The following is a 23463-nucleotide window of genomic DNA, read 5'->3' on the forward strand; positions in this document are numbered from 1 at the left end:
AGCGTCGAGGTACGACCGATGAAGCTGCAGATCGAACGTCCGACCATCCTGGCGATGGCGGCGGCCTTCCCGCGTCTGGCCTCGTTGACGGAGCAGCTGCGTTTCGGCGACAAGGTCGAGGTCAATATGGCGCAACTCGCGACCGCCGAGCTCGACTTCCTGCGCGACAGCTACCAGAAGGCCGGTCCCGAATGGCACGCCCGTGCGGCGCAGATCGCCACCCTGCAGCGCGCCTTTGCCGATTCCGGCGCCCGGTTCTCCGAGCACGAACTGGAATCGGTGCTGCCGGCGATTGCGCGCTACCTGATCTCGGACGCCATCCGCGGCTGGATGTTCACGGCCAACGTCGCCAGCCGGCCGCTGCCCTATGTCGTGACGCGACTCGACTACACCGCACCGTCGAATGACGAGGCCGGCCGCGTCTTCATCGAGCTCAAGGCCAACGCCAAGGGCGCGATCACCACGTCCACCCTGCGCATCTCCGCCGGCGACATCGTCGGCAGGACGGTCGCCGAAATCTTCGCCGCCAAGGGCTTCCTCAAGGAAACACCCGAGCTGATATCCGCTTACGATGAGACCGCCGAGCGCTATTTCGCCTGGCGCGGCCGCTACGGAGCGCAGTTCTCCGGCCGCGGCATCGGCTTCTTCACCGATGATCCGAACTCCTCGCATCGCGACATGGACTGGTCGCGCAAGGACGTGATCGTGCTGTCGTCCGGCGGCGGCAGCGCGCGGCTCGTCAACGACGAAGGCATTCTCACCGAGCGGGCGCTGACGCTCGAGGTCACGGGCGACATACTCGGGCAGTACCTGCGCAAGGCCGCCAAGAGCAATCTCTATGACGCAGAGCAGGAGGTCGAAGAATCCAGGGCGGCGATCCCGAAGGGCATCTTCTGCCGCATTCCCGTCCATCCCTATATGCTGATGTTCCATCTCGACCTGCACCATTATCTCTGGGTGCATGCCGACGACATGGTGCCCTACGCCTATCAGCCCGAGCTCAAGCAGAAGCTGGTGCTGCCGGAGGAGCAGACCGACCTGATCGACATCCTCACTGCCGAGATGGACCTCTTGATGGACGACATCGTCGCCGGCAAGTCCGGCGGCACCACCGTGCTTTGCGCGGGGCCGCCCGGCGTCGGCAAGACGCTGACGGCGGAGGTCTACGCCGAGATCATCGGCCGGCCGCTGTACCGCGTGCATTCCGGTCAGCTCGGGCTGAACGTCGCGGCGATGGAGAGTGCGCTGAAGGATGCGCTGACGCGCGCGCAGCGCTGGGGCGCGGTCATGCTGATCGACGAGGCCGACGTCTACATCAAGCGGCGCGAGGACGACATGACGATGAATGCCGTCGTCGGCGTCTTCCTGCGTGTGCTGGAATATTTCAACGGGCTCTTGTTCCTGACCACCAACCGCATCGACGACATCGATGAAGCGATCGTGTCGCGCTGCATCGCGCTGATCAAGTTCCAGGCGCCGGACGCGCAAGCGCGCGGCCGGATCTGGCGGGTGATGTGCGCGCAGTTCGGCTTGAACGTCGATGCCGGCGTGGTGGAGCTGCTGGTGGACACGTTCCCGGGCGCGTCAGGCCGCGACATCAAGGGGCTGGCAAAGCTGGTCGCCAAATATTGCCACCACAAGAGCGTCCGCCCGACCATCGAGGTCTTCCGCCGCTGCGCCATCTTTCGCGGCATCGATCTTGGCGATCACGAGCTGCTGCCGGAGGCCGCGGAGTAGATCGGCTACAACTGGCCGGTCTGCCCCAAGGTCGCCGGATTGTACCCTTCCTCGCGCAGCACCCGCTGCACGACCGGGCGCGCGAGCATGCGGCGGTAGTGCGCGAGCAGGTTGGCCGGCAGCGCAATGCCGGTCTTGTCGGCCCAGAACTCGACATAGAACAGGATCGGATCGGCGACCGAGAATTCGCCGCCGAGATAGGACTGCCCGTCGAGCATCTTGTTCAGGATCGCAAAGCCCTTCACGACGATGTTGCGGCCGAGCGCGCGCACCGACTCCTGGTCGGCCTCGCTGCGGCTGAAGGTCGGCGTGGCGAAGATGCGCGCGAAGCCGTGGCCATGCACCGTTCCGGCAATGTAGCTCATGGCTTCGAGCAGCCGCGTTTCGGTCTCGATATCCGAAGGCCACAATCTGGCGCGCGGCCTGGAGCGGCCGAGCCAATAGGCAATCGCCGGCACCTCCGTCAGCACGCTGTCGTCGCTGCGCACCAGCGCCGGAATCGTCGATTTCGGGTTGATGGCCACATAGTCCGGTTTGAAATTGTCGCCGGCCGGCAGGTTGACGATATGGGCCTCGAACACCTCCTCGAGCTCTTCGAGAATGATATGGATGCCGGTCGAGCACGATCCCGGCGTCATGTAGAATTTCATCGCGGCCATCATTGTCTCCAAGCCGACATCGCGCGTGTCTTCGATGCCTACGGCATGCTTCATGCAAGGATCGGGACAGATCGAGACTGATGCGCCGTGGCTCGACACGTCGGGCTGCTGCCGTCAGGTTTGCGACAGGAGACGTCATCGCGGTCCCGTAGCTCCGTCGCGCCGGTCAGGGAGCGCCGCGCATGACGGAACGTGAGCCGGAAATCTTCGTGATCTGTCCGACCGCCGGCATCGCGCCGGGTGAAGCCAAGGCGTTCAGCCTGTCGCGGATCGGCGACAATGGCGAGGCGCGGCCGTTTCCTATCGTGATCATCCACACTGTGTCCGGTGGCTTTGTCGGCTACGTCAACAGCTGCCCACACGAGGGCAAATGGCTGAACATCGGTAGCGGCCAGTTCTTCAATAAGGATCGGACGCTGCTGCGCTGCGGACGGCATGGCGCAACGTTCGAGATCGACACCGGGCTGTGCAACGCCGGTGCCTGCGCAGGGCAGAGCCTGGAGCCGATTGCGCTCGCTGTCATCGACGGCGAGGTCTGCCTGTGCGGCGTCGCGCTGGTGGAAGATATTCCCGACCCGTTCGACGACCTCGACGAGACCATGGAGATCATGATCCACCCGGATTGACGGATGGGGTTTCCAACGTCATTGCGAGGAGCGACGCGACGAAGCAATCCAGAATCCTACCTGAGCCCTGGATTGCTTCCGCTTCGCTCGCAATGACACTCACTACGTGATGTCGTTCGGCGGACCCTCAGAACCCATCCGCCTTCTTGCCCCACGGATGGGTGCCGGACACAAGCTGTGCCTTGATGCCGGCCTTGTCGACATCGGCCCGGGTTCTGAAAAAGGTCGCCTCGTGCACCAGCGTGCCGTTCTTGGTCGTCACCGCGACATAGCGCGCGACAGTGTCGATGTCGCACAGATAGCCGCCGCCGGGATCGGCGGCGCTGCGCAGGTTGCCATCCCAGTCTACGAAGAATCCTTCACTCATCTCTTTCTCCAACTTCGTTCAGTCACGTCTCGGGCTGATCGGCGACGAGCTGCGCATAGGCGCTCTCGACGATGGCCCGGCATTGCAGCAGGCGCTGATGCTCGGCCTTGCCGATGCTCACCGTCTCGCCATGATCGTCGGCTGCAGCCGTCGCCGCCTGCAGCGCATCGAACAGCGCCTTCTCGAGCTGATAGATGCGCTCGCTGGCGCGTTCCAGATAGGGAATGGGATTGGCGCGGACATTGGCCTCGTGCAGCGCATCGAGGCTGAGCAGCGTCCGGAAGCGGCGCTCGACCTGGCGCTGCTGCATGCCGAAATCGTGCTCGATGACGGTCACGGCCGGACCTCGGGCGCGGGCGCCTTGGAAGCCGCCGCCTTGGCCGCGTTCCGCAGCAGGTTCAGGCATTCGAGCGAAGCGGCCATGTCGAGCGCGGAAAAACCGTCGAGCGTCTCGGTGCGGATGTCGGCGCCCTTGGCCAGGAGATGCGCGACCACATCGGCCTTGCCGGAGGAGGACGCATACATCAACGCTGTCGCACCATTGTCGTTGCTGTTGTCGAGATCGATGCCGGCCTCGACCAGCGCGTCGATGGCGTCGAGATGCCGGCCGACGCAGGCGAGCCACAGTGCGTTATTGCCGTCCGCGTTCCTGGCGGCGATGTCGGCGCCGGCAGAGAGCAGCTCGCGGATGACGCCGACATTGCCGAGATGCGCCGCCTTCATCAGCGGCGTGGTCCGATTGGCGATGATGGCGTCGATGTCGTCAGCGGGAAAGCCCTGGGCGGCGAGCCACGCCACCAGGGCCGGACTGACGTTCGCCGCGCCGCTCCGCGCGGGACAACGCTGGCGCCACGCCTCATAGCCGCCGTCGAGGCTATAGACCTCAGTGAAGCCGAAATCGGAGAAGGTCTGCGCGTAGTCCTGGCTGGCATTGCCGTGATAGCAGTAGATCAGGATCGGCGCGCGCCTGCTCGTGCCGGCGATCATCTCGGTGAGATTGCGCTGGGTGAGATGCCGCGCGCCGGCCATATGCGCGGTGTCGAACGAGCCGGTGTCGCGGACGTCGAAGCGCAACACATCGTCGCGCTGCAGCAGCTCGGCTGCGTGGTCGACATCGATGCGCTGAAACGGAATACGCGGTCTCATGGCAGGACTCCCGCTTCATTGCGCGTTCGGCCGGGATAGGCCGCCAGCGTCGTGATGCGATCATCGGTCAGGGGACGGCCGACCGTGAAGTGATAGAGCACCTGGAACTGCTCTCCGACCACGCCGTGCATCTCGTGCACGGAGTCGTCGAAGAAGCAGCCGATGCCGGTGCCGCGCAGACCGGCCGCCTCGGCTTCGAGGTAGAGCACGTGGCCGATCAGGCCGGCCTCCCAATGCAGTTGCCGATAGCGCCACGGATGGTCGCTGACGGCCGGCGTGAACTCGGCGAGCATCGCCATCGCAAAGCAGCCGTCGCCCGCGATCGCCTGGTGACAGCTCGCGGTGCGGATCACGCCGCGGCTGTCGGTCGGCAGCAGCCGGAACAACGGCAGATGATCAGGCACGCGCTCGACCGGCTGCCAGTCGAAGTCGGGACGCAGCGCGCGCCGCAGGCTGGTCTCCGCCCCGCTGCCGCGCGGCAGCGCATAGAGCCCGGGCGTGAGCCCCTCGACGCGATGGACGAATAGCAGCGGATGCAGCCGCGACGCGAACGGCCAGATGGTCCATGGCGGCGTAGCGCGCGGCAGCAGCGCGTCGAGAAGGTGAAGCAACGTTGCGAGATCCATCGTGAACCTGGCGTCGAAGCGCTGCGCGCTGCGACGACCGAGAATGAGCTCGGCCGCGCGCGCCTGTGATTGCCGCGTCAGCGGCGGGCACCGCCACGGAATGGAGATCGCATCCTGCGCCGCGCCGGCCGTGGCCGCGCTCACCTCGGGGATGATGGGCCAGCGGTAGAGCGGATGGCGATCGAGCCGGTTCGCCTGACCTTTCCACGTGTCGTCGATCGTGGCGAGTGATGGCAAACCGGCGGGCGACCGCGAGCTCGCATCGCGCGGCGTGATCGCGAGCAGCACATCGGCATTCTCGGTCTCGACGCCGGCGAAATCATCCGCGCGATCGAGTCCCATCAGCGCTGCGAGTCTCGCACTGTCGATGCCGTCGATCACGCGCGCGTACCAGCCGAGCGCAGCGGCGGCGTAGCTGACGGCGCCGATCGCATGTCCGAGGTCGAGCTGGCAGTAGCGGAACGCGCGCTCGCCATATTTCCACGCCTCGCGCCAATGGATCGAGGACAGCGCGAGCCATAGCCGCGGCTCGTCATGCGATGGCCTGCCGCGGCGGCAACGTTGCTCCAGCACGTGATCGCGGCTGACATAGTGATGAAGACCGTCGCTGAGCCCTGTCACATTCTCCGCGATGACATAGGCCTCGGTCGGATGCAGATTGCCGCTGGAGGGATTGCAGCGCAACGCCCAGCGGTCCGGGCCGTACTCCTTCCAGGCCGCCAGCCCGAACGACAATTCCAGCAGCAGCGCGACGCCGTCGATCGTCAACGGCTGGACCGGCGCCGTGGCGTCGCAGGCATCGGCGAAGCTCACGGCGAGACGGTCCGAGGTCAGCGGCAGATCGGTGCGTGGGCTGCCGGCGAACTCGCGGAACGGATTGGGCTGCGCGTCCCAGTCCAGCGTCTCCGGCCCCGCCGCATAGCGCTTGAGGCTGTGCTTGGTGCGGGCGTGATAGGCCAACGCGATGTCGGCGGCGGCTGGAACGTCCGCCGTGCCGGACTGTGACACGGACATGCTTCCTCACAAGGCGCGACCTGCGCGTTCGCGCATGTTGGACGGTCGCTTGGTGACTGCGTCAGGCGGAGCAAAAAACGTTCCGAACAGCCGCAACTGCCTCCCCGTCGTCACGAGCCCGTTGGGCGCAGGCCCGGTATTCAGAGCCACGGCCGGCGGATATGGATTCTGGGCTTGCCGCTGCGCGTTGCCCCGGAATGACACGCTGACACAGCGTGTCCGATTCCGAACAGCGCGATCAGAACTGTCCGCTTCTCGACATATCAATGCCGGTGCGTGGTGCCCGATGCGCTGTCGTCGATCAGCACGGCGACCTTGGCCGCGATCGACAGCCACGCCCGATGCGCGGCGATCTTGTGGCCGAGCCTGAAGCCGTCGGCCATGCGGGCCGCGAACGCAGGCCCGTCGGTCCCATGCTGTTGCGCGATGATCCACGCGGTCTGCCACAGATCGGTCTCGGTGGTCACGGCTGCTAGAGATCCAGCACCAGCCGGTCGCTCTTGCCGCGCGATACGCAGGGCAGGAAGTAGCCTTCGGCGCGTTGCGCCGCCGACAGGCGCTTGTCGCGATGGTCGACCTCGCCCTCGACGACCCTGGTCTTGCAGGTGCCGCATAGGCCCTGTTCGCAGGAGGTCGCGATCTTGACGCCGTTCTCCTCGAGGAACGTGGTCACGGTCTTGTCGCCCGGGATCTTGAAGGTCGCGCCGGTGCTCTTGATGGTGACGTCGAACACCTTGTCGAGCAGCGCCGCGGCCGCCTTCGCGGTGAAGCGCTCGACATGGATGCGCTCCTCGGCAAAACCCTTCTGCTTGGCCAGCGCGATGATCGGATCCATCCACCAGTCGACGCCGCAGATGAACAGCTGGGTGTCGTCGGGCCGGTCGGCGAGCAGGTCGGACGCCTTCAGCAGCTGATTGTCCTCGGTGGATTCCTTGTAGTATGTCGTATCTTCGACGAAGGCCGAGGCCTCGATGGTGCTACGGAACGAATCCGGCGACATCAGCGCGAACACGTAGTGCAGCTCGAACGGGATGTTCTTCGCCTTCAGCGTGTCCGCGATCGACAGGATCGGCGTGACGCCGATGCCGCGCGCCACGAGCAGCGCGCGCTTGGTGTCCTTCGGGATCTTGAAGCGGTTGCGTGGGCGGCTGACCTGCAGCTTGTCGCCTTCGTTGATATCGAGATGCAGCGCCTTGGAGCCGCCGCGGCTGTTGGCATCCTTCCACACGCCGATGCAGTAGCGATTGCGTTCGGCGGCGCTGTTCAGCAGCGAATATTGCCGTGTGAGCCCGTTGGGAAGGGTGACGTCGATATGGCTGCCGGGGGTGAAGCCCGGCAGCGGCTGATCGTCCGCCGGGACAAGTTCGAATGAGGCCATGTTGTGCGCCTCGATGGCCTTCCTGGCCACGACGACGGTGTGCAGGCTGTCGGACATCTGACAACTCCATCTTGCGAACCGGCTCACGAGAAGCCGATGCAAGGGGAGGGCCAGATCGTAGGCGCTCGCCCGCCGGCACCGGTCGTGGACCGATGCCTGATGTCCGGTGCGCGCCGTCGGCTATATCAGCCCCAGATGTGGTGCAGTGCGTGGTGGTGATGATCGACGACGGTCGAAGAATGCGCGGCTGCCGTCGTGTGGGTGGAGGTCGAGTTGTGGGCGGCGGCCGTCGTGTTGTTGTGGTGATGGTGCGAAGAGCCTTGAGTGGTCGTCTTGGTGGTCGTCGATGTCGTATTGCCGGTGGCGTTGGTCGCGGTCGTCGTCCCGGTCTTCGTCGTGGTTCCGCCGCTCGATGTCGCGGCCGTGGACGTGCTGGTACCGCCGGTGCCGTTTGCGATGTTCGGCGTGGCCGTGACCTTCGTCGTCCCCTGGGCGAGGCCGGCGACCGATGTCGCCTTGGAGACCGTCGTTGCCGATCCGACATAGGTCGCCCCGCCGATCGCGATGTTGTTGCCGCTGACGTCGTTCGCGTCGGCGACGAAGCCCTCGCCGGCAGCCGTCAGCATCGCGAGGTCCGAAGTGAGCGCCGCGCCGGTATCCCCGTTCAGGATGCCCTGCAGTCCTTTGATGGCGGTGGTGGAGTCCGCCTGCAGGGTGCCATTGTTGAGCTCGTTGTCGAAACGGCCCTGGAACACGGCGCCCTGGGCGGCATCGAAGCTGGCGCCGAAATTGTTGTAGTTCTCGATCTGCGTGATCAGCGCCTGGCTGGCCGTACCGCTGCCGTTCACGATCGCCATCAGTTGCGCGTTGATCGTGTTCGCCTCGGCGACGAAGGTGGCCCAGAAATTGGTTTGCGCTTGATTGTCTTGAAACCGCGTGACCGTGCCGGTGAGGCCGCCCGGATCCTCGGCGAAGCCGCCTGTGTGGCCCGGATTGCCGCTACCGCCGGCCGCGACGTTCAAAGCGGCGTCGTTCTGGACGATGTCGATGATGTCGAGCAGATTGTCCGCCGTGCCGCGCAGCGCGGTGGTGTTTCCGGTCGCGGCGGCGGCATCGTATTTCTCGAGCTGCAGTGTGACCTGATTCAGCACGGTCTGGAGATGGAGCGTCGTGGCGGCTGCCGCGTTGGTGGTTTCTCCGGCTTCGATCTGCGCGAGCATGGTCGCGTTGGCGAGGATGGCCGTGAGGCCCGATTGCACCGCCGTCAGGTCGTTGGTCACTTGGGTCAGATTGGTCGCGTTGATGCCGCCGGAGATGACGCTCACTGCGGCATTGAAGACCTCGCCGACCACCTTCAGGCTGGTGCCCGCCGTCGCGGCCGCGAGCGTGGTCGGATCGTCTGCGCCTGCCGGCAGGTTCTGGAACGCAACGTCGGTCGCGCCGGTATTGGCGGTGAAGGTGACGTTGTTGAGTGCCGCCGACAGATGCGCGTCGTTGTTGATCTCCGACAGGATCTCGGTCTGTAACGCGTGGATGGTCTGCGACGCCGTCGATAATGTCGTCGCATTCGTGGTCTGCGCGGCCGCGGTCAGCAGCGTGCCGAGCTGGGTCTGGACGTTGGTCAGCACGGCGATGTCGGTGGAGTTCAGCGCAAACGTCTCGCCACCGATCGTCACCTCGTTCGGGTTGGCCAAGATGGCCGCGATATCGTTCTGCACGGCATGAATGTCGGTGGTGTAGTTCGACAGGAAGGTGTTCGTATTGCCGCTGCCTTGACTGCCGGAATAGAGGCCGAGCGAGATGCGAACAGCGTCGTCGAAGACGACGCCGGCTTGAACCAGATCGGTCGACAGATTGAGCGCGCTCGCTCGCGTGAGCAGGTTGGACGTGCCGTTGGCGAGCGCAGTCGCATTGAAGTTGGTGGCCATTCGATCGTCTCCTCACACTTCACTGCTGTCGCGGCATGACATTCCTAGTCGGCAATGCATCTGCGTTCGCCTGTATCGTTTCGATGCAGGTCGTCGGGATGGTGCATGTCGTGACGTGAGGAGCTGTGTAGTTACACAATCAGGCCGTCGGCCGCTGCAAAGTCGTCATCGAACGGGCAGCGGGCCGGCTTTCCGGTCTGTTTGTTTCTGTCTTGCGGAGGAGAAATATTCGTTAGGCGCGTGCGACGTTCTGCCGCATGCCTGATTGGGCGCTGCATCCTGCTCGTCGATGAATAGAATCATTTGCAACTAACAGCGCCGCGCCTTCGTGATGATGCGCGGCTGAAAGAATATAGCGTTGGCGTGCCCCGCCGCTGATGCCTCGTGACATGCCTGCGCTGAAGAGCTGCGCACGACGGCTTGCAATATCTGCAGTTCGGATGTATGAGCGTCGCCCGTTTCAATACCCAAAGCGTTCAACGCGAGAGGCCATCAGCCATGTCAAGTCCACTGTGCGCGACACGATCCGTGCCGACGCCCGCAGTGCGTCCGGCTGACAGTCACTCCATCATGTTGAACGACCATGGCACGGTCATTGATGGCGCGCCGGCGGGAGGCCGAGCGCGCGCGGGTTGAATCGTATCAGCTGACGCTGCGCCGCGCGGCGCGGCCGACGCGTTCGCCGCCGGATCTGCACAATGCGATCCGCGAGGCGCGGCGCGGCTTCGAGGCTGACATCATTCGCGATCCAGAAGGCTGGAAGCCCCAGTTGAAGACGCGCGACGCCGCGCGGCTGCGCGTCATCTGTTCGGCCGCTATTCGGTGGCCCAGCACTTGGAGCTGATCTGGATCGATGACGGCGGGCTCGACCGCGACGAGACGATCCTGCGCAGGCGCTGGTACATCGCGGCCGCCGGCGGCGGCTCGCTGTACAAGGCAGGCGCCTCGGCCTGGCTGTCGCGCAAGGAGGTTCACGCCTTCCTCCATCCGCTCGGGCAGGTCGGCTTCGACGAGGCGATCTGGCAGGCGATTGCGCGGTCCTACACGGGCGATCCGGCGATCGTGTCGCGGATCGCCCGGTCCAGGATTGCGCGGACGCCGCGGGGCGAGATCGCGTTCTGGCGCGAGGCGGCGCAGTTGTTCTGCGCACATCCGACGACGGGCGAGGAGATCGACGATCTCTGCGACTACATCGCGCATCGTCGCCGGCGCGAGCGCCAGTTCAGCCTCAAGGGCCGCTCGCTGGCCGCGCTGCGCCGGCTGATGAACGCATGGCATCGTGATCTCGCGGTGATCGCCCGCATCGAGGCGGCGCGGCGGCGGGCCGAGATCGCCCGTGGCCGCATGGCCGCACGGACGGCGGAGCTTGCGGCGGATTGGCCGGGGGCCGCGCTGACGGACTGGTCATGGAGCCCGTCGAAGGGCTCGGCCACGCGCGACGCGTATGTCATCATGCAGTTGCGGACCGCCGAGGATCTCGTCGCGGAGTCCAGGGCGATGCATCACTGTGTCGCGAGCTACGCGGACAAGTGCATCGCCGGCTACGCCTCGATCTGGTCGCTGCGCTATTGTCACGCCGGCAAGACGCAGCGGCTGCTGACGATCGAGCTCAACCCGCGGCGCCGCGCGGTTCAGATCCGCGGCTTCGCCAACCGCGTCGCTCACGCGGACGAGCGCAAGGTCCTGGAGCGCTGGGCCAAGGCGCGCGGCATCAACCTGCCGGAGACATGACCTGCGTCGCCGCTGCGGGGCGGCGGCGCGGGTCGTGCGTGCCAATGTCAATGGGCGTCGATCGCGTCCGCCTTGGCGCCGCCGGCGACGGAGTAGCGCATCGGCACCTTGCGGGTTTTCAGAAAGGCTTCCAGCGTCTCGCCGCGAAACGCGGCATAGACCTCCGGGTTGGAGACGCCGATCACGGCGGCCATCTTCTCCAGCACGAAGAAGCTGACGCCGCGTCGGATCATCTCGATCCAGCTGCGGTTCTTGATGAGCTCGCGCTCCTCGGAGGTGAGACCGTACTCGTCCGCCAGCGCGTCGAATTCCGCAACGAATCTCGCGCGATGCGCGGGGATGACGAGCCGGTGCAGGAAGTCGTTGATGCGGAAATTGGCCTGGCTGCGGCCATGGGTGAACGGGTAGGTGCCGGTCAGCATCTCCGCGCCCGCGAGTTCATGGCCGATGTGTGCGCGATAGGCCGCGACCTCCTGCGGGTCGGGCGCGCCGCCGAGATCCTCGAAGACCAGCGTGGCGATGTTGGTCACCGACGGTGCGTAGGTCTGCTTGTGCACGAGCCTCACACTGTCCGAGAGCGCACCGCGCATGATCAGCCACATGATGACCTCGGCGCCTTCCATGCCGGCCTTGACCGCGTAGTCGGCGATGCGCATCGCCGTCAGCTGCTCCGGGTCGTTCTCCAGCAGATCGAGGAATTCGTCGTCCCAGTCCTCGTTGAGAAAGCCCGCGCGCTCGCCATGCACCTGGTGCGACAGCCCGCCCGTGGCGAAGATGGCGACCTTCAGATCCTCCGGATAGCTCCCGATCGCCTTGCGCAGCGTCTTGCCGAGCTTCCACATCCGCTTCGCATTGGGAATCGGCAATTGCAGCACGCCGACCTGCAGCGGCACCACCATGCCCGGCCACGGGCCGCTGGCATCGCCCATCATCGACAGCGGCGACAGCAGGCCGTGATCGACCGGCTTGCCCTGGAAGAACGACATGTCGAACTCGTCCGCCATCATGGCCATCGCGATGTGCTGCGACAGGCCGAGGTGGCCCTTGGCCGGCGGCACGTCGCGCGGTCCGCCGCCTTCGTCGGCGGCGATATAGCGGTCGTCAATGCCGAGCGCGAAGGCGGAGTAGTGATCGAAGAAGAACGAGGTGATGTGATCATTGTAGATCATGAACAGGACGTCGATGTCCTTCTGCTTCACCCAGTCGCGCACGACCGCGAAGCCGTCGAAGATCGGCTTCCAGGCCGGGTCGTTCTGCTTGTTGGTGTCGCGTGCGAAGCCGATGGTGGGCGAGTGCGAGGCGCCGATGCCGCCGATGATCCGCGCCATGTGTCCCTCCGCGAAATGAGCCGCCGTTGACCGTGACCCGCGGCCGCGCTGGGACGGACCTTACGAAGTTTCCCATGCTAGACAATCATGCTAACGTGTACGGATCGTTTCTCTCGATGAACGAGCGGCTCTAGGATGAAATGGCGGATCGAGGACATTCCGGTGTTCCATGCGGTGGTCGCGACCGGCGGCATGACCGGCGCCTCGCGGTCCCTGGGCATGCCGAAATCCTCGGTCAGCAAATCGGTCGCCCGGCTCGAGCAGGATCTCGGCATCCGGCTGTTCGACCGCAACTCGCGGCGCGTCCGGGTGACCCGCGAGGGCGAGCTGTTCTTCCAGCAATGTCAGAAGATCCTGGATCAGGTCTCTGAGGCCGACGCGGTCATGACCGGGCTGGTCGGCGTGCCAAGCGGCCGACTGTCGGTGGCGCTGCCGCCGGCATTCTGCGAGGAGATCCTGGCGCCGCAGCTCGCCGAATTCCACCGCCGCTATCCGCGCATCGAGCTCGATGTCGAGGCGACCACGCGGGCGATCGACATGCTGGCCGACCGCTTCGACATCGCGGTCGTGGTCGGCGTGCAGGAGAATTCCGAACTGGCGCAGAAGGTGCTGATCGGCGGCCGCCTGATCTGGGTGACCAGCCCCGCTTATCTCGCCGCGCACGACATCGGCGAGGACGTCCGCGCGCTGGAGCGCCATCTCATGATCTGCGAGCGCCGCTATGGCGACCGCACCCTGATGATCAAGCAGCACGGCCATCTCGTCCGCTTCGACGTCGGTGCGCATGTCGCCCGCATCAACAATCCGCTGGCGGTGCGCCGCGCCGTCGCCCACGGCGCCGGCATTTCCTTTCTGCCGGAGCACTATTGCGTCGAGCTGCTCGGCGAGGGCCGGCTGGTCGAGATCGGCAGGGGGGTCGTGTTCGACACCCGCGCCGCCCAGTTGACCGCGATCTTTCCGAGCCGCAAGCTGATCTCCTCGCGCGCCCGCGCCTTCCTCGACTTCCTCGAGGAGATCTGCACCGCGTCCGCGCACACCCTGATCGGTCAGACCTGAGGTGCGCCGTCCGCCTGTCTCACCCAAGCCGATGGAACGACGGCGGCAATGGCTCTCGCACCAGCTCGCTCAGATCGAGCGTTTCACCGCTGTCGGCGATATCCGAGAACAACACCTCGATGAAGGGATGCTGACGGTTGGATGCGGCGCCGCGCCGATATTTCCTGCTCACGATCCGCTCGATCGCAGCAAGGTTCAATTTTCCCAGCGCATTGTATTGGACACGAAACAGGCTCTGCCGGCCGCCCGTGTGCTCGATCGACTCGGCCCAGATGTCCATCACCTTGCGGCTGACGAAGGCCTCGACGCCGACGGCGCCATCCTGGGCGAGCAGGCGCAATCCGTCCATCGTGTGCGGCTGCTCATCGACGCTAAATTGGCTCAGCGACATCGGAGATCCCTTTCTGTTGCGTGCATCGGCGGTCTCACGGGAGAGTCGAGAACGGCGATCGGCGCGTCGAACGTGTAGGAGAGCCCTGACGGCGCATAGTTCAACTGAACCTCGCCGCCGAGCTGCACGCCGAGCGTTTCGATCAGCCGGGTTCCGAAGCTTCGGCTCGCGGGCTGTTGAACGACCGGGCCGTGTCTTTCAGTCCAGGCGAAGCGGACCCGGCGTTGGTCAACGGTCCAAAGCAGGTCGACGCGTCCTTCCGGCACGGACAGCGCACCGAACTTCAGGGCGTTCGTGCACAGCTCGTTGAGCGTCATCGCGATGGCGATGACGGCATCCGGCGTCACCAGCACGTCGGGCCCGGTGATCGCAAAGCGTGAGTCGTCGGGCGTGTCGAAGGCCTGGACGGACGTACGGATCACCGTGCGGAGATCGCCGCTGGACAATTTCGCTTGCAGGAGGAGATCGTGTGCCCGTCCGAGGGCCAGGAGCCGCCCGGAGATGGCATGCTGTGCATCCTTGGTCGCCGGCACGTTGCGGAGGCTCTGGGAGACGATGGCGGTGACGGTCGCGAGCGTATTCTTGATGCGATGGTGCAGCTCCTCGAGAATGAGCTTTTGCAGCCTGCTCGCCGTCTCGCGTTCTCTCGCCTCGATTTCGGCCTGCTCGGACCGGGTCTTGGCATTGCTCTCGGCCTCGGCGAGCAGGCGCTTCAGCCCGATGATTTCCGTCAGCAGAAAGTCGGGATCCACGACCGTGCCGTGAGGAGGCTCTGTGGTGAGGTTGATCTCGAGCATTGGCTGACATGTCCTTGCACCGGATGCCGCCCTCTGAGGGCACGATGGTACGCAGGAGCAGGCCGCCCCAGCGTCACTTCGTTCGCGAGCGGACACTTCCGTTGAAATGCCCGAGTATCTCGGCGGCGTTTGCGAGGATGGTCGCCTTCCTGATCGCGGCAGCGCGCTCGCCGCCCTGCTGCATCAGGCCCGCCGTCTCCAACGCATTCTCCGCCCTGGTGGCGAGCGTCGCGTGCAGCGATGACCGCTCTCGCTTGGCCGGCTCGGAGGGCTTGTCGGGCTGAACTGGCGCAAGCGCCTCGCTCTGAACGGCAGTCACCGGATCAGAATCGCGGCGACGATCAGCAGCCCAAAGAATGGCGGCGCCAGGAGCGGTCGCACCAACCACGCGCGCACTGGACTTGGGGGTGTTAGAAGAGGTGTTCGAAGTTTTCGACATGCTGTCCGCCTTCAGGTCGCGGCGGGAGCGCATGGCTCTCAGTCACCGATGGCAGCCGGGGAACGCGCGGTGATCATCAACATATGGTGTGCGCGCGCGCAATAGCGAGGTCGAGCCGAAACTATTTGCCGTGAGGATCTGGTCGCCGCCATCGCCTGACGCGAGAGCGAGTCTGGCCTTGCGGCTCATCCGACGTTCGCAGCATCGTTGCATCGACATGCGAACGTCGGACGCCTGGCTCATTTGCAGATCATTTGCAGTCCTGATCACGATGCCTTGGCATGAGTCAGAACGTCGGACGTGTTATCGGCCGATTCCGACGCTCACGCCGGGCGCGTGGATGCCGATGCCGCCACGATCTTCATAGCCACGTCCTTCATAGCCACGCCGCTCGTGCCGGCCATAGCCGTAGGCGCCGCGGTCTTCGCGGATGATGACACGGCGTTCGCGGCTTTGGCGCCAGCAGCGGCCGTTCTCGTTGCAGATCAGGCGAACCTGCTGGATGCTGCTCTCCGGGAGGACCGATATACCGGCCGTGAGCGGGGCAGCGGAGGCGGCTGCAGCCATCAATGTGCTCGCGGCTACTGCGAGAGTGATCGTAAGAATCTTCATGGTCATGAGATGTCTCCGGGTGGGGATTGCGTCATGGAACCAATCTGCTGGCCATCCCATGGTTCCCCCGGCGGCGTCATTTGTTTCGTCCCCGAGGCTCTGGCGTCGAACGGCTGCCTGCGCGCCATCGTGGCGGCAGCCTGCGCCCGTGACGCCGGAGCGCGGCGATGCTGCGCTCCGGCTGGCAAGGTCATCCCCGCCGCGCCGCCTCGATGGCGGCGACGTCGATCTTCTTCATCGTCATCATCGCGGCGAACACGCGCTTGGCCTCCGCTCCGCCGGCCGCCATCGCGTCGGTGAGTGCGCGCGGCGTGATCTGCCAGGAGATGCCCCATTTGTCCTTGCACCAGCCGCACTGGCTTTCCTGGCCGCCATGGCCAACGATGGCGTTCCAGTAGCGGTCGGTCTCTTCCTGATCGTCGGTGGCGATCTGGAACGAGAAGGATTCGTTGTGGGTGAACGCGGGACCGCCATTGAGGCCGAGGCAGGGGATGCCACACACCGTGAATTGCACTGTCAGCACGTCGCCGGCCTTGCCGGACGGATAGTCGCCCGGCGCGCGGTGCACGGAGGCCACGTGGCTGTCGGGAAACACCTCGGCATAGAACCGCGCGGCCGCCTCGGCGTCCTTGTCGAACCACAGGCAGATCGTGTTTTTGTTCGTCGGCATCGCAGGGGTCCTCTCCGGTCCGGGTGCAGGCCACGCTTCAACCTTGGATAGGCGGCCATTTGGGAGTGCTCAAGCCAGCTCGTATCGATACGGCTGACCCAAGGACGGTCCGCATGCGCACATGCCGACACGACGGCCGGCGTTTCCAGCAGATTTTTTTCAGGTGGTCTGCAGCGGGTCGGTTCCGCCAACGGTTGTGGTCTTGGCGCAGTCATATCGTATAGACTTGTGAGGCTTGCCGCCGCGGGTCCAGCCGCAGGGGGAATTGCATGAAAGCCATCACGCCGTCCGTGATATCGGGCGCGCTCGTCCTGCTGGCATTCGTTTTCGCAGCCGGGAGCGTCACCGAGGCGGCCGGGTTCGCCTGCGCCGCGAAGATGTCGCAGCAGCTCACGCCGGCCAATCTGGAGAGTCTGATCACGCGAACCTGCCTTCATCTCGGTCCGCTCGTGATTGGCGACGCTGCCGATCGGGCAGGGCGTGTGATCTCGATCCGGATTCGTCAGCCGTGAGGCCAGTCGAGGCTCGGGCCGCCGTAGCCGGATTTGCGCCGCGGATATCTGCTCCGCCGTGACAAGCTGCCAGGTAACCCTTCCAGGTCCGCGATCGAACCGTCGGAACGACATGGTTCGGAGCGGTCAGCGGAGGTATCCGATTGCAAATCACACGCCCGCGCATCGCGCGCATCACGCACCGGCCGAGCGGCGAGGTGATTGCCGAGGGGCCGGTCGGACTCTGGGGCATCACGCCGTTCGAAGGAAATCTCTACATCCGGCGGCGTTACCTGAAGACGGGCCATCTTCGGCTGAACTGGATCCCCGGGCTGTGCATCTACAAGTTCTTGTACGTTTGGCTGGACCTTCGGCTTCCGGATGGCCGTCGTGAGCTGTCGATCGGCTGGCTGTACTGGCTACCCAACCCGCTGTTCTTCTTCATCGCATTCCGTCCCGCCGTGCCGCAGTCGTCGCCCGTTCTCGTCGTCGAGGAGGTGACGGAATGAGCGTGGCGAGCCGGCGCGATGTGACCGGCGGCCTGCTGTCGGTCCTCATGGCGGGCGCGGGATCCGCCCTGGCTGCGCCGCCTCACGATGACGTGTCGGCCTTCGCGGACGGGCGCCATCAGCTCATCTTGCTGCGGCCGCAACAGAGCCTGCCGCCGGTGAGGCTGTTTCGCCTCGAGGGCGGGACGCTCGATCTGGCCGCGCTGCGCGGCGCGCCGATCCTGCTGAACTTCTTCGCCTCATGGTGCGCGGCCTGCCGCACCGAACTGCCGGTGCTGGATCAACTCGCGCGCAGCGTCACCCATGATCGCCTGCAGGTCGTCGCGGTGTCTGAAGTCCGGAGCGATCGCGACCGTGTCGGTCGTTTCGTCGGGGCGCTTGGGCTGAAGACGCTGCCGATCTGCCTCGATCCGAACGGATATGTGGCCCAGCAGGGCGACGGCAGCGGCAGGACCGCGCCGTTCATCCTCCATGGAATGCCGATCACCTACCTGATCTCCGCTTCGGGCCTCGTCATCGGATACCTCCAGGGCGCCGCCGATTGGTCGTCGTCGGTGGCCGCCGATCTATTCGCCTATCTCAGGCGCAACTGAGGGACGCCATCTCGAACGCGGCGACGTAACCTTCCGCCGCATCCGAGCGAACCAATGTGCAGGCGTGCCGATGGCCGCCAGACGCCTGCAATGTCCGCAGGCTGAACCCTGAGAATGGAGGAACACGCATGTCCAATCGCACGCTGTCCGCAGTGATTGTCGGCGCATTCGCGGTCGCCGCCGGCACGCTTGCCGTGACGTCCGCCTCGGCGGAGATGATGGCCAAGGGCGACATGGAAAAGATGATGAAGGCCAAGCAGGCCGAGACCATGAAGGCCATGAAGGACGGCAAGATGGAGAAGTGCTTCGGCGTCGCGCTGAAGGGCCAGAACGATTGCTTCGCAGGCGCCGGCACGACCTGCGCGGGCACGAGCACGGCGGACTATCAGGGCAATGCCTTCAAGCTCGAACCCAAGGGCACCTGCACGACGATGCAGACCCCGAAGGGATCGGGAAGCCTCACGCCGAAGGCCTGATGCCGCGGGCGGGCTGCGCGCGGCCCGCCTCACTTCTTGATCGGAGCCACCACATGTCACGCTCGCAATTCTCGACGGCTGCAGGGATCCCTGCACGGGGGGGCGTCGGCCTGAAGGCCGAGCACTACCGCTGCATCGTCGAAACATCGCCCGACATCGGCTTCTTCGAAGTGCATGCCGAGAACTACATGGGCGCCGGCGGACCGCCGCACCGCTACCTCATGGCTATTCGCGAGCGCTATCCGTTGTCGCTTCACGGCGTCGGATTGTCGATCGGCGCCGATCGCCCGCTCGACCACGCGCATCTCGGCCGCCTCCGCCAATTGATCGCGCGCTACGAGCCGGGATTGTTCTCGGAACACCTCGCGTGGTCGTCGCACGAGTCCGGGTTCTTCAACGATCTGCTTCCGGTCCCTTACACGACGGAAACCCTGAACCGCATCTGCGCCAATATCGACGAGGTGCAGAGCGCGCTCGGCCGCCGCATGCTGCTCGAAAATCCGTCCACCTATGTCGCGTTCGCCGAGAGCAACTGGTCCGAACCCGCCTTCATTGCCGAGATCGCGCGCCGCACCGGCTGCGGACTCCTGCTCGACGTCAACAACGTGTACGTCGCCGCAACTAATCAGCAGTGGGATCCGTATTCCTATCTCGACGCATTTCCGCTTCGGCATGTGCTGCAGATCCATCTCGCCGGTCACGCGCGCGAGGCCGACGAGCACGGACAGCCGCTCCTTATCGATACCCATGACCGTCCGGTCGACGACGTGGTCTGGGCGCTGTATGCGCGCGCCATCCGGTCGATCGGCCCGGTGCCGACGCTGATCGAGTGGGACGCCGAGGTGCCACCCTGGCCGGTGCTCGCGGAAGACGCCAGCCGCGCCGAGGCGATCATGCAGATGCAAGTGACGGAGGTGGCGTGATGCCGCCGCCTGCTGAACCTCTTGGCAGCTTTGCGCGGGCGCTGCTCGATCCCGAGCAGCCGGTGCCCGCCGGCCTGGTCGGGCCGGACGGCACGCCGAGCCGGCGACGTTTCGGCGTCTACCGCAACAACGTCGTGGTCGGCTTGACGGCCACGCTGAAGGACGCCTATCCCGCAGTGCATCGCATCGTCGGAGCGGAGTTCTTCCAGGCCATGGCGCGCCGCTATGTCGTCTCCGAGCTTCCGCGCTCTCCCATCCTGCTCGATTACGGCGCCGGCTTCGCCGCGTTCATCCACGGCTTCGCGCCGGCATCGGCGCTGCCCTATCTGGCGGATGTCGCGCGGATCGAGCGCGCCTGGACGGAGGCATATCACGCCGCCGAGGCCGGGCCGGTCACACCGGCGGCCTTCGCAGCCGTTGCGCCGGCCGCTCTGCCCGGGCTTCGCCTGCGGTTTCATCCGTCGTTGCGGCTCGTCGGCTCATCGTTTCCTGCGCTCACGATTTGGCAGATGAATACGGCGGGAGGAATTCCTGGCCCTGTAGATCTCGACGCCGGAGAGGCCGCGCTGATCGTCCGTCCGGACGCTGATGTCGTGGTCCGCTCGATCCCCGCGGGCAGCCTCGCTTTCGTCGAGGCCCTCCTGGCTGGCCGATCGGTCCTGACGGCGCTCGAGAATGCGCCGCGCGCCGACGTCCGGTTCGAGCTGGCCGGAACGCTCCACGACCTGATCCACAGCGGAGCCGTGATCGGCTTCGACCTCGCGCCGATGGCGGGGACGGCATGAGAACGGCCGCAACCATTCCAGCCCTCGCCGTCGTCGTGCGTGACGTCGCGGATCGGCTCGCTCGCCTGGCGGGGACCGTGGCGCCCCCGGTGCTGCGGATCGCGCTGGCGGTCCCGTTCTTCAGATCCGGCCTGACCAAGTGGGATGGGTTGCTGTCGCTGTCGCCGGCCGCTTCCTATCTGTTCGAGGATGAGTTCAAGCTGCATGTGTTCGGGCAGGCCTACGATCTTCCCTGGCCTACGGCCTTCGCGTTCTTCGATGGCGTGGCCGAGATCGTGCTGCCCGTGCTTCTCGTGGCCGGGCTCGCGACCCGGCTGAGCGCGCTCGGGCTTCTGATGATGACCGCAATCATTCAGCTCGTGGTCCCCGACGGCTGGGCCAATTTTCATCTGCCATGGGCTGCGATGGCCGTTGCGATCATCGCCCTGGGGCCGGGGCCTGTCAGTCTCGATCGTCTCGCAGCGTCGTTCGGTCGAAAGGCGGAGGGCGCCGATGAGCAGTGATCCGGGCGGTCCCGCACCGCGGCTGAGGCTCGTCTCGGCCGACCATCAGGCGCGTGCCGAGGTCAAGCCGGGGCGGCGGGCGCTCGATTGGGCGATCCTGATGGCGCATGCCCAGGAGGGTGACCGCGTCGCCTATCAGCGACTGCTGCGGGAGATCACGCCGTATCTGCGCTCGCTCGCGGCCCGGCGCTGCAACGACCGCAGCGACATCGAGGACGCGGTGCAGGACGTGCTGTTGACCATTCATTCGATCCGCCACACCTATGATCCGACGCGCCCGTTCGCGCCGTGGCTGGTGACCATCGCCAACCGCCGACTGATCGATCGGGTGCGGCGGCAGGTCCGCCAGCGTGGGCGAGAGATCGCGCTGGCGCCGGAGCACGAGATTGCAGCCGAGCCCGAGACCAGTGCGGAGGCGGCCCCTGACCGCCGCGAACTGGAGCGGGCGATCGGCAACCTTCCGCCGGCCCAGCAACAGGCCGTGCGGCTGCTCAAGCTCAAGGAGCTGTCGCTCAGGGAGGCGTCGGCGGCGACCGGAATGTCCACGACCTCCTTGAAAGTCAACATGCACCGCGCTCTGAAGAGCCTTCAGAAGCTGCTCATTCCGCGGAACGAGCCATGATCAAGACCGATGACCTGATCGACTCCCTTGCGACCGACATGCGGCCGGTGAGACGGCTGCGGCCGCCGCTGCTGCGCGCCTGCGGCTGGCTGCTGGGAGCAGTCGCCATCGTGGCGTTGCTCGCCGTCAACCAGGGGATCCGTCCGGATCTGGCGCAGCGCCTCCACGATGCGCCCTTCGTCACCAGCCTCCTGGGATCGATCCTGACCGGCGTGCTGGCGGTGATCGCGGCGTTCCTGATCAGTCTTCCCGACCGCTCGCGACTCTGGATGCTCCTGCCGCTGCCGGCGCTTGCGCTCTGGCTGTCCAACATCGGCTATCAGTGTCTGACGGACTGGGTCTCGATCGGTCCCGACGGCATGAGTCCGGGCGAAGCGGCGCGCTGCTTCACGACGCTCGCGGTGACGAGTCTGCCGCTGTCGCTGGCCTTGCTGGTGATGCTGCGCTATGCCGCGCGGCTTCGTCCCACCATGGTCGCTCTGATGGGAAGCCTCGCCGTCTCTGCGATCACGTCGACGGCGCTCGCGCTGTTCCATACCATCGACGCCTCGGTGATGATCCTGATGTGGAACGTCGGAACGGCGGTCCTGCTCATGGGGGGGGCCGCCCTGTTTGGCCGCCGCATGTTCCTCTCGATCGCGCCACGCGTCTTTGCCCAGGACTGAGCTCGCAGTGCTGCGCGCCACGACATGGGCGGCAGCGGGCGTAACCTTTGTCGCATTCGAAGCGAACAGCCAGCAGGGCTTCGGCGCGGGCAGGCCCGCCAGGACGCGCATCGCGCGCGTCGACATGCACGCGGCGCCAGGAGAATAGGACGATGCAACGATCGAAGAATCTGATCTCGTGGGCCGGCCCGGTGCTGCTGCTCGCGTCACTCGCTGACTCCGGCCCCAGCATGGCGGCCGATGCAAGCCATCTGACCTTCGTCACGCATGCTGCATTCTTCTCGGCCGAGACAAAGCAGCCGAAGTCGGTCGATCCCCATGCCTTCGTCGCGGACGCGGCAGCGCCGGTCGCCGTCGGGCCGCAGAACATCTCGCATGTCGCCAGCTTCCGGCCAGCGTTCATCGATCAGGATGCGATGAACGTTGCAATCTCCAATGCCAAGGGAGAGGCGATCGGCTTCACGCTCGGCGACTGGCTGGCGGCGAGCGGCAGCGTGACGCTCACGCCGGCGGCTGGCGGCAAGGTCGAGATTGCCATGAGCTTCGATGATCTGAAGCCGGGCGGCCATTACAGCCTGTTCGAAAACCATTTCGACCAGAAGCCTGTCGGCTTCACGCCGCTCGACGGCACTGCCACGACCAACGACTTCGTGGCCAGCGCAGATGGCAAGGCCAAGCTGACGATCATGGCGCCGCAGTCTCTGACCCACGACAACGCCGTACTGCTCGTCTATCACAGCGACGGTGCGGCTCATGGCGCGCAGCGCGGCGACATCGGCGTCAATGCCCATCATCAGCTGATCGCACGGATTCCGGAATAGGCGGTCAGAGAGCTGGCGCATGATGGCAAGGCCGGCGAGGTGACCCGACTATTCGTAGGCCATCATGCACGGTTGTGGGGGCAGGGGGATCGCAGATGGACAAGAGCGCAGTGCTGGCGGCGCCTGCGGCCGTCCTCTGAGACCGCCGCTTGCCGCGGCCCTCGGACCATGAGAGCTCAGCAACGGCTGCGGACATCAACGACGCAAATGCGATCGCTTTGGTCGTTCAGGGGGAAGGCCTTAGGAGCGACCGAACGGCCGAACGATGAGCTTCTCGCGCTGTTTCGGGGCAGGCGGCCTGCCGACTGGAAAGATTTTGGTTGCGGTTTTTCCGAAATTGTGCTTATGTCGGCGCAACCCGCCTCGAGCAGAGGGACGTACGCGTCGTCACGAACGTGGAGGTGGGCTGCGATGGACGTGACGGCTGTGCCAGACGAGCGCAGGCGGCACGGACGGCGAAGTCGTGTGGTCCTGGCCTCTCGACGCTGAGGTCAAGTCCGTGAGCGTTGCTTGACGGCACGCGCGGGCGATGGGGGCAAGAACGCCGATCCCCAGGGAGAGCACGAAGGA

General features: G+C 65.5%; 27 protein-coding genes and 1 pseudogene. 14 read left to right on the plus strand and 14 right to left on the minus strand.

Going from position 1 to position 23463, the window contains the following annotated elements; genetic code table 11:
• Positions 1-18 precede the first annotated feature (18 nt).
• Positions 19-1737 (plus strand): ATP-binding protein, encoded by a 1719-nt coding sequence (locus QW881_RS08730; protein WP_315755462.1) that lies wholly within the window; start codon positions 19-21, stop codon positions 1735-1737.
• A 5-nt stretch (positions 1738-1742) separates the two neighbouring features.
• On the opposite strand, the gene QW881_RS08735 is transcribed toward QW881_RS08730, so the two are convergent.
• Positions 1743-2387 carry a glutathione S-transferase family protein gene (locus QW881_RS08735; RefSeq protein WP_315755504.1) on the minus strand — a complete coding sequence of 215 codons (645 nt, stop codon included), beginning with the start codon at positions 2385-2387 and terminating at the stop codon, positions 1743-1745.
• Between the two features lie 191 nt (positions 2388-2578).
• Here QW881_RS08735 and QW881_RS08740 point away from each other — a divergent pair, with 191 nt between their 5' ends.
• Positions 2579-3022, plus strand: coding sequence for a Rieske (2Fe-2S) protein (locus tag QW881_RS08740; RefSeq protein WP_315755463.1), 444 nt, complete (start codon positions 2579-2581; stop codon positions 3020-3022).
• 127 nt (positions 3023-3149) lie between these two features.
• Here QW881_RS08740 and QW881_RS08745 read toward each other — a convergent pair whose 3' ends face one another.
• From QW881_RS08745 to QW881_RS08775, 7 genes are all read right to left on the minus strand, one after another.
• On the minus strand, positions 3150-3389 hold the full coding sequence (locus QW881_RS08745) for a hypothetical protein (protein WP_315738450.1): 240 nt from the start codon (positions 3387-3389) through the stop codon (positions 3150-3152).
• A gap of 22 nt (positions 3390-3411) precedes the next feature.
• Entirely contained in the window at positions 3412-3726 is a 315-nt protein-coding gene (locus QW881_RS08750; protein ID WP_315755464.1) for a hypothetical protein, read from the minus strand.
• A complete protein-coding gene (locus QW881_RS08755) occupies positions 3723-4466 on the minus strand; it encodes an ankyrin repeat domain-containing protein (protein ID WP_315755505.1) in 744 nt (247 codons plus the stop codon). The genes QW881_RS08750 and QW881_RS08755 overlap by 4 nt, the downstream gene beginning before the upstream one ends.
• A gap of 65 nt (positions 4467-4531) precedes the next feature.
• Positions 4532-6175, minus strand: coding sequence for a nitroreductase family protein (locus tag QW881_RS08760; RefSeq protein ID WP_315755466.1), 1644 nt, complete (start codon positions 6173-6175; stop codon positions 4532-4534).
• 263 nt (positions 6176-6438) lie between these two features.
• Complete coding sequence (locus tag QW881_RS08765; protein ID WP_315738447.1) at positions 6439-6642, minus strand: hypothetical protein; 204 nt, start codon at positions 6640-6642, stop codon at positions 6439-6441.
• A 5-nt stretch (positions 6643-6647) separates the two neighbouring features.
• A complete protein-coding gene (locus QW881_RS08770) occupies positions 6648-7610 on the minus strand; it encodes a PDR/VanB family oxidoreductase (RefSeq protein ID WP_315755467.1) in 963 nt (320 codons plus the stop codon).
• Between the two features lie 128 nt (positions 7611-7738).
• Entirely contained in the window at positions 7739-9481 is a 1743-nt protein-coding gene (locus tag QW881_RS08775) for a hypothetical protein (protein WP_315755468.1), read from the minus strand.
• Positions 9482-10064: 583 nt separating this feature from the next.
• On the opposite strand from QW881_RS08775, the pseudogene QW881_RS08780 reads away from it, so the two are divergent.
• Positions 10065-11212, plus strand: a pseudogene (locus QW881_RS08780) (PcfJ domain-containing protein).
• Positions 11213-11259: 47 nt separating this feature from the next.
• Here QW881_RS08780 and QW881_RS08785 read toward each other — a convergent pair.
• Positions 11260-12540 carry a gallate dioxygenase gene (locus QW881_RS08785; protein ID WP_315755469.1) on the minus strand — a complete coding sequence of 427 codons (1281 nt, stop codon included), beginning with the start codon at positions 12538-12540 and terminating at the stop codon, positions 11260-11262.
• A gap of 135 nt (positions 12541-12675) precedes the next feature.
• Here QW881_RS08785 and QW881_RS08790 point away from each other — a divergent pair, with 135 nt between their 5' ends.
• The gene (locus tag QW881_RS08790) at positions 12676-13596 is read left to right on the plus strand and encodes a LysR family transcriptional regulator (protein ID WP_315755470.1); all 921 of its coding nucleotides are present in this window, start codon (positions 12676-12678) and stop codon (positions 13594-13596) included.
• A gap of 19 nt (positions 13597-13615) precedes the next feature.
• Here the strand turns inward: QW881_RS08790 and QW881_RS08795 are convergent, their stop codons facing one another.
• The 5 genes from QW881_RS08795 to QW881_RS08815 all read right to left on the minus strand — a co-directional run bounded on the left by QW881_RS08795 (position 13616) and on the right by QW881_RS08815 (position 16505).
• On the minus strand, positions 13616-13987 hold the full coding sequence (locus QW881_RS08795; RefSeq protein ID WP_315755471.1) for a signal transduction histidine kinase: 372 nt from the start codon (positions 13985-13987) through the stop codon (positions 13616-13618).
• The gene (locus tag QW881_RS08800; protein ID WP_315755472.1) at positions 13978-14784 is read right to left on the minus strand and encodes a sensor histidine kinase; all 807 of its coding nucleotides are present in this window, start codon (positions 14782-14784) and stop codon (positions 13978-13980) included. Before QW881_RS08800 ends, QW881_RS08795 begins: the two co-directional genes overlap by 10 nt.
• Positions 14785-14857: 73 nt before the next feature.
• A complete protein-coding gene (locus QW881_RS08805; protein ID WP_315755473.1) occupies positions 14858-15256 on the minus strand; it encodes a hypothetical protein in 399 nt (132 codons plus the stop codon).
• A 270-nt stretch (positions 15257-15526) separates the two neighbouring features.
• Positions 15527-15835 carry a hypothetical protein gene (locus QW881_RS08810; protein WP_315755506.1) on the minus strand — a complete coding sequence of 103 codons (309 nt, stop codon included), beginning with the start codon at positions 15833-15835 and terminating at the stop codon, positions 15527-15529.
• 190 nt (positions 15836-16025) lie between these two features.
• On the minus strand, positions 16026-16505 hold the full coding sequence (locus QW881_RS08815; protein ID WP_315755474.1) for a VOC family protein: 480 nt from the start codon (positions 16503-16505) through the stop codon (positions 16026-16028).
• A 269-nt stretch (positions 16506-16774) separates the two neighbouring features.
• On the opposite strand from QW881_RS08815, the gene QW881_RS08820 reads away from it, so the two are divergent.
• The 10 genes from QW881_RS08820 to QW881_RS08865 all read left to right on the plus strand — a co-directional run bounded on the left by QW881_RS08820 (position 16775) and on the right by QW881_RS08865 (position 22893).
• On the plus strand, positions 16775-17017 hold the full coding sequence (locus QW881_RS08820) for a hypothetical protein (RefSeq protein WP_315755475.1): 243 nt from the start codon (positions 16775-16777) through the stop codon (positions 17015-17017).
• 143 nt (positions 17018-17160) lie between these two features.
• Entirely contained in the window at positions 17161-17505 is a 345-nt protein-coding gene (locus tag QW881_RS08825) for a hypothetical protein (RefSeq protein ID WP_315755476.1), read from the plus strand.
• Between the two features lie 20 nt (positions 17506-17525).
• On the plus strand, positions 17526-18098 hold the full coding sequence (locus QW881_RS08830) for a TlpA disulfide reductase family protein (RefSeq protein ID WP_315755478.1): 573 nt from the start codon (positions 17526-17528) through the stop codon (positions 18096-18098).
• 128 nt (positions 18099-18226) lie between these two features.
• Positions 18227-18574, plus strand: coding sequence for a DUF2282 domain-containing protein (locus QW881_RS08835; RefSeq protein ID WP_315755479.1), 348 nt, complete (start codon positions 18227-18229; stop codon positions 18572-18574).
• 53 nt (positions 18575-18627) lie between these two features.
• On the plus strand, positions 18628-19497 hold the full coding sequence (locus tag QW881_RS08840; RefSeq protein ID WP_315755480.1) for a DUF692 domain-containing protein: 870 nt from the start codon (positions 18628-18630) through the stop codon (positions 19495-19497).
• A complete protein-coding gene (locus tag QW881_RS08845; RefSeq protein WP_315755481.1) occupies positions 19497-20282 on the plus strand; it encodes a DNA-binding domain-containing protein in 786 nt (261 codons plus the stop codon). The genes QW881_RS08840 and QW881_RS08845 overlap by 1 nt, the downstream gene beginning before the upstream one ends.
• Positions 20279-20785, plus strand: coding sequence for a DoxX family protein (locus QW881_RS08850; RefSeq protein ID WP_315755483.1), 507 nt, complete (start codon positions 20279-20281; stop codon positions 20783-20785). The genes QW881_RS08845 and QW881_RS08850 overlap by 4 nt, the downstream gene beginning before the upstream one ends.
• Positions 20775-21407, plus strand: a complete 633-nt coding sequence (locus tag QW881_RS08855) for a sigma-70 family RNA polymerase sigma factor (RefSeq protein WP_315755484.1) — start codon at positions 20775-20777, stop codon at positions 21405-21407. Before QW881_RS08850 ends, QW881_RS08855 begins: the two co-directional genes overlap by 11 nt.
• Positions 21404-22072 (plus strand): DUF1109 domain-containing protein, encoded by a 669-nt coding sequence (locus QW881_RS08860; RefSeq protein WP_315755485.1) that lies wholly within the window; start codon positions 21404-21406, stop codon positions 22070-22072. The genes QW881_RS08855 and QW881_RS08860 overlap by 4 nt, the downstream gene beginning before the upstream one ends.
• Positions 22073-22224: 152 nt before the next feature.
• A complete protein-coding gene (locus QW881_RS08865; protein ID WP_315755486.1) occupies positions 22225-22893 on the plus strand; it encodes a hypothetical protein in 669 nt (222 codons plus the stop codon).
• The last annotated feature ends 570 nt before the right edge of the window (positions 22894-23463 follow it).

The sequence above is a fragment of the Bradyrhizobium sp. SZCCHNS3016 genome, assembly GCF_032484535.1.
Classification (GTDB): domain Bacteria; phylum Pseudomonadota; class Alphaproteobacteria; order Rhizobiales; family Xanthobacteraceae; genus Bradyrhizobium.

Bases quoted from the DNA above. Each gene is read 5' to 3' on its own strand.
- QW881_RS08835 (WP_315755479.1), top strand. From the start codon at position 18,227: ATGTCCAATCGCACGCTGTCCGCAGTGATTGTCGGCGCATTCGCGGTC.
- QW881_RS08850 (WP_315755483.1), top strand. From the start codon at position 20,279: ATGAGAACGGCCGCAACCATTCCAGCCCTCGCCGTCGTCGTGCGTGAC.
- QW881_RS08760 (WP_315755466.1), bottom strand. From the start codon at position 6,175: ATGTCCGTGTCACAGTCCGGCACGGCGGACGTTCCAGCCGCCGCCGAC.
- QW881_RS08735 (WP_315755504.1), bottom strand. From the start codon at position 2,387: ATGAAATTCTACATGACGCCGGGATCGTGCTCGACCGGCATCCATATC.
- QW881_RS08785 (WP_315755469.1), bottom strand. From the start codon at position 12,540: ATGGCGCGGATCATCGGCGGCATCGGCGCCTCGCACTCGCCCACCATC.
- QW881_RS08820 (WP_315755475.1), top strand. From the start codon at position 16,775: ATGAAAGCCATCACGCCGTCCGTGATATCGGGCGCGCTCGTCCTGCTG.
- QW881_RS08800 (WP_315755472.1), bottom strand. From the start codon at position 14,784: ATGCTCGAGATCAACCTCACCACAGAGCCTCCTCACGGCACGGTCGTG.
- QW881_RS08730 (WP_315755462.1), top strand. From the start codon at position 19: ATGAAGCTGCAGATCGAACGTCCGACCATCCTGGCGATGGCGGCGGCC.
- QW881_RS08775 (WP_315755468.1), bottom strand. From the start codon at position 9,481: ATGGCCACCAACTTCAATGCGACTGCGCTCGCCAACGGCACGTCCAAC.
- QW881_RS08855 (WP_315755484.1), top strand. From the start codon at position 20,775: ATGAGCAGTGATCCGGGCGGTCCCGCACCGCGGCTGAGGCTCGTCTCG.
- QW881_RS08865 (WP_315755486.1), top strand. From the start codon at position 22,225: ATGCAACGATCGAAGAATCTGATCTCGTGGGCCGGCCCGGTGCTGCTG.
- QW881_RS08790 (WP_315755470.1), top strand. From the start codon at position 12,676: ATGAAATGGCGGATCGAGGACATTCCGGTGTTCCATGCGGTGGTCGCG.
- QW881_RS08745 (WP_315738450.1), bottom strand. From the start codon at position 3,389: ATGAGTGAAGGATTCTTCGTAGACTGGGATGGCAACCTGCGCAGCGCC.
- QW881_RS08805 (WP_315755473.1), bottom strand. From the start codon at position 15,256: ATGCGCTCCCGCCGCGACCTGAAGGCGGACAGCATGTCGAAAACTTCG.
- QW881_RS08815 (WP_315755474.1), bottom strand. From the start codon at position 16,505: ATGCCGACGAACAAAAACACGATCTGCCTGTGGTTCGACAAGGACGCC.
- QW881_RS08810 (WP_315755506.1), bottom strand. From the start codon at position 15,835: ATGAAGATTCTTACGATCACTCTCGCAGTAGCCGCGAGCACATTGATG.
- QW881_RS08740 (WP_315755463.1), top strand. From the start codon at position 2,579: ATGACGGAACGTGAGCCGGAAATCTTCGTGATCTGTCCGACCGCCGGC.
- QW881_RS08795 (WP_315755471.1), bottom strand. From the start codon at position 13,987: ATGTCGCTGAGCCAATTTAGCGTCGATGAGCAGCCGCACACGATGGAC.
- QW881_RS08860 (WP_315755485.1), top strand. From the start codon at position 21,404: ATGATCAAGACCGATGACCTGATCGACTCCCTTGCGACCGACATGCGG.
- QW881_RS08845 (WP_315755481.1), top strand. From the start codon at position 19,497: ATGCCGCCGCCTGCTGAACCTCTTGGCAGCTTTGCGCGGGCGCTGCTC.
- QW881_RS08840 (WP_315755480.1), top strand. From the start codon at position 18,628: ATGTCACGCTCGCAATTCTCGACGGCTGCAGGGATCCCTGCACGGGGG.
- QW881_RS08770 (WP_315755467.1), bottom strand. From the start codon at position 7,610: ATGTCCGACAGCCTGCACACCGTCGTCGTGGCCAGGAAGGCCATCGAG.